This window comes from Rhizobium ecuadorense (assembly GCF_001187535.1).
Lineage (GTDB): Bacteria > Pseudomonadota > Alphaproteobacteria > Rhizobiales > Rhizobiaceae > Rhizobium > Rhizobium ecuadorense.
This window is the reverse complement of sequence record NZ_LFIO01001228.1, coordinates 1-263: the sequence shown is the minus strand read 5'-3', so window position 1 is coordinate 263 and position 263 is coordinate 1. Positions and strand designations below refer to the sequence as shown.

1 pseudogene is annotated in these 263 nt (G+C 57.0%); it reads right to left on the bottom strand.

Features of this window, described 5'->3' with window-relative positions:
- Nucleotides 1–219, bottom strand: a pseudogene (locus AF337_RS25770) (aspartate/glutamate racemase family protein); the annotation flags it as partial.
- Between the last annotated feature and the right edge of the window lie 44 nt (nt 220–263).

Here is a 263-nt window from a genome sequence, read left to right as displayed (position 1 = left end):
ATGGACGCCTTCATTCTGCGCCTTGATCACTTCGGCAATCGTTCCCGGCACCGAAAGGGCAGCTTCGAATTCGCTTTCGATCGATCCCGGTCCCGCCGTAATCTGCGAGTGGCTGACCTTGATGCCGGGATATTCCAACGCCCGGAGATCGGCGACTTTGCGAAATCCTTTGGTGACGATCGGTGACACCACGCGAATTTCTACGACGCTATCCTGCACGGCCGGCCTCCTTGATGCGCAATTCGCTCTGAGCAATTCATGGG